The following is a 3,530-nucleotide window of genomic DNA, read 5'->3' as shown; positions in this document are numbered from 1 at the left end:
CCCTCTCAGGCCCCCACGCAGGCCCCCGCCCAGGGCCCTACTCAGGCCCCTGCTCAGGAGCTCAGCCGAGGAGCAGCCAGCCGCCGACCAGCAGCGCCACCGCGAGCAGCGCCGCACTCACCGTGATCGCCAGACGGCGCCGGCGTTCGGCGGCGCCGTGCCGGGCCGATCCGGCCCGGAGCTGGCCGGGGGTGCGGGGCAGCCGCGCGGTGCCGTGTGCGCCGCCGGCCAGCTCCTCGGCGTCGGGCACCCGCATCCTGGTGTGGGTGACGCGCTCGGAGTCCGGTGCCGCGCCGCGCACCAGGGGCACGGCGCCGCGGGGTCCGTCGTGGTCCGCGGGCGTCTCCTCCGCCGGTTCTTCGACGGGGGCCGGCGACGGCTCGTGGTCGCTCTCGATGTCCAGCGGCGGCAGCCCGTCGAGGGCGGGCAGGATCTCGCGCAGCCGTGACGCCAGCTCGGCGGCTCGCAGCCGGGAGGCCGGCGCCTTGGCCAGGCACTGCTGGAGCAGTTCCCACAGCTCCGGCGGCAGGCCGGGGAGCGGCGCGGCCGTCTCGGTGACGTGGCGGCGCAGCACCGCCCCGGTGTGGCCGCCTCCGAAGGGGGTGAAGCCGGCGAGCAGCTCGTAGAGCACGGTGGCGAGGGCGTAGATGTCGACCGGTGCCCGGGAGGGAAGGCCCTCGATGATCTCGGGGGCGATGTAGTCGGGGGTGCCCACCACTCGGCCCGCCGTGCCCTGACGGGGCTCGTCGATCAGCTGTGCGACGCCGAAGTCGGTGAGCAGTGCGACGGGTTCGGGCCCGGAGGTGTCGAGCAGGATGTTCTCCGGCTTGACGTCGCGGTGCACGATGCCGGCGGCGTGCGCGACCGCGAGGCCACTGGCGACGCCGGCCACGACGGTGACCGCCTCGTGCGGCGCGAGTCTTCGGGCGCGGGTGAGGTGGGTGCGCAGGTCGGGGCCGCGCACCAGGTCCATCACCAGGGCGAGGTCCTTGCCGTCCTCGGCGAGGACCAGCTCGCGGACACCGACGACGTGCGGGTGTTCCAGTCCGAGCAGGGTGTGCCGTTCGTGGGCGAACCGTTCCACCAGCTCCGGGTCGGCGGCGAGGTCCTCACGGAGGACCTTGACGGCGACGGGGCCCTCGGGCCCCTCCCCCAGCCACACCGTGCCGGCGCTGCCCCGGCCCAGTACGCGCTCCGTGGTGTAGTGGCTACCGATATTGCGTGCCATGGCGGCAGGCTACGACGTGGCCGCACCCACCATCCGCGCAATGCGGAGGGAATGACCGGATTTGGTGAAGAAGGTCAGCCATCAAATCCCTGGGATAAATCGATAAATCCCCGGAGTCACACCGCATCCACTGTTGACATTTTGTCACTTTCCTTCAATGCGCGGGCAGTCGAAACGTACGGCGGACTACCCGGCCGGCGCATTCTCCGATGCCGGCGGCCTCGGGGGTTACCCACCGGAGACCGCCGCCGAGTCGGCCGAATGTTCCCGCGTCGTTCAACCGCGCGATGTCAATTACCCAGACCCTGCGGGATGTTGTCCCGCACGTCGTCCATCTGCTGCTGGGCGCTGTCCACCAGCCCGAGCCATTCCCGGACCTGGTCGAAGAAGTCCGTGGCCGCCTGCCAGAAGCCCTTCCCCTCCGCGACCCAGTCGGGAACAGGGGTGAAGTTCCAGACCAGGACGGCGATGACCGCCAGGATCAGCACCATGAACAGGCAGCCCTTGAGACAGCCGAGCCCGGGAATCCGCATCGGGTTGGCGCTGCCGCTGCGGCCGCGCGGCTCACGTCGCGGTTCGGGCGCCGGACGCTGCGGGCGGCGCTCTCGCTGCCGCTGCTCCCTGGGCTGCGGGCGCTCCCGTGGCTGCGACCGCTCCCGGGGCTGGGGCTGCTGGTACTGAGGCTGAGGCTCGGGCTGATACTGCTGCGGATGCGGCTGCTGGTACTGCCGCTGGTAGGGGCGGGACGGCTGCTGATAGCCCTGTCCCTGGTAGCCCTGCCCCTGCTGGCCGTAACCCTGCTGCGGGTGGCCGTGCTCGGGGTCACGGGGCTGCTGGCGGCGCTGCGGCGCCCGGTACAGGGGGTCGTGCGCGGGGTCGACCGGCTGGACCTGGGTCTGTTCGTTGCGGTCACGCGCCGCCCGCATCTGGTTCTCCCACGGGTGGGGCCCGTCCGGAGTGGCAGGTGGCTGGGAGGGCATGGCACGGGTGGCGTCCAGGCCACCGCCCGCGTCACCGGAGCCGGGGCCAGGGCCCGAACCGGGACCGGCGGCACCCGGTACGCCGGAGACCCCGCCGCCCGAGCCGCCGGGCAGGGCCTGGGTCGGCTCCGCGGCGCCGGGAGGGCTGATGCCGCTGCCGGGCACCCGCACCGGGGCGTGGTCGGGCAGCAGCAGGGCACCGACTCCCAGGGCGGCCGAGCGCTGCTCGGGCCCGGCGTGCTCGGTGATCCCGGCGGCGACGGTGCGCAGCGCGGCGGCGAGCCGGGTGGCGCCGGGCCGCTCCTCCGGGTTCTTGCGCAGACAGCGCTCGATGACGGTCCACAGCGGCTCGGGGAGACCGTCGGGCCGGCGCGGTTGTTCGGTGAGGTGGCGCTGGAGGAGTTCCAGGGCGCTGCCGCCGCGGAAGGGGGGCTGCCCGGTGACCAGTTCGTAGAGCAGGATGCCGGCGCTGTAGATGTCGACGGCGGAGGTCTGCTCGCGTCCTTCGGCGGACTCGGGCGCGACGTAGGAGGGGGAGCCGACGAACTCGTGGGCGCGGGTGACGCCCGGGGCGTCGGCGAGGCGCGCGATGCCGAAGTCGGTGAGCATCGGCCGCAGCAGCTCGTTGTCCTCGCCCTCGCGTGCCAGCAGCACGTTGGCGGGCTTGAGGTCGCGGTGCACCACACCGCGCTGGTGGGCCGCGGCGAGGGCGTCGGCGATCTGCGCGGTGATCAGGGCCGCGGCCACGGGGGAGAACGGGCCGTTGTCGTAGAGGTGGCGGTGCAGGTCGGGGCCGTCCACCAGGTCCATGACGAGGGCGAGCAGCTCGCCCTCGACGACCAGGTCGCGGGTCCTGACGATGTTCTCGTGGCTGTCGCGGCTCAGACGCAGCAGCACGGAGCGCTCCCGCAGGAAGCGCATCACCACGTCGGGGTCCTGGGCCAGCTCCTCCTTGAGGATCTTGATGGCCACGGGCTCGCCCGGATGTCCGGTGACCGCCGCCTCGGCGCCCGCCTCCTCCCGCTGGTGGCCCCGCCACACGGTCCCGGTGGCGCCGCGTCCGAGCGGTTCCTCGAGCAGGTACTTACTGCCAACGGGCCGCACGCGCGCTCCTTGGTGGTTCGGTTCCGGGTGGTCTGGCACCGGGACGTCAGCGCTGGCGTGACGCGGGTCCCCGGCACCTACTGTAATGCGGGCCGTGGTCGCGGGTCCCGGGCTCTGTGAGGGTGGTCCCCAGGGGCCGGGAAACGCCGGTTTGACGGTTGTGGCGCACGGGCGGGCGGCGAGCGCGGCGGGGTGTGCGCACGCCCGTGCGCCACAAC

2 protein-coding genes are annotated in these 3,530 nt (G+C 73.3%); both read right to left on the bottom strand.

Features of this window, described 5'->3' with window-relative positions:
* Positions 1–61: 61 nt before the first annotated feature.
* Complete coding sequence (locus tag E0D90_RS24545; protein ID WP_103502760.1) at positions 62–1,228, bottom strand: serine/threonine-protein kinase; 1,167 nt, start codon at positions 1,226–1,228, stop codon at positions 62–64.
* Positions 1,229–1,518: 290 nt separating this feature from the next.
* A complete protein-coding gene (locus tag E0D90_RS24540) occupies positions 1,519–3,312 on the bottom strand; it encodes a serine/threonine-protein kinase (protein WP_130800137.1) in 1,794 nt (597 codons plus the stop codon).
* Positions 3,313–3,530 lie beyond the last annotated feature (218 nt).

The sequence above is a fragment of the Streptomyces otsuchiensis genome, from assembly GCF_004305975.1.
GTDB lineage: Bacteria > Actinomycetota > Actinomycetes > Streptomycetales > Streptomycetaceae > Streptomyces > Streptomyces otsuchiensis.
Note: the sequence above shows the minus strand (reverse complement) of the source record. Positions and strands in the feature narration are given on the sequence as shown.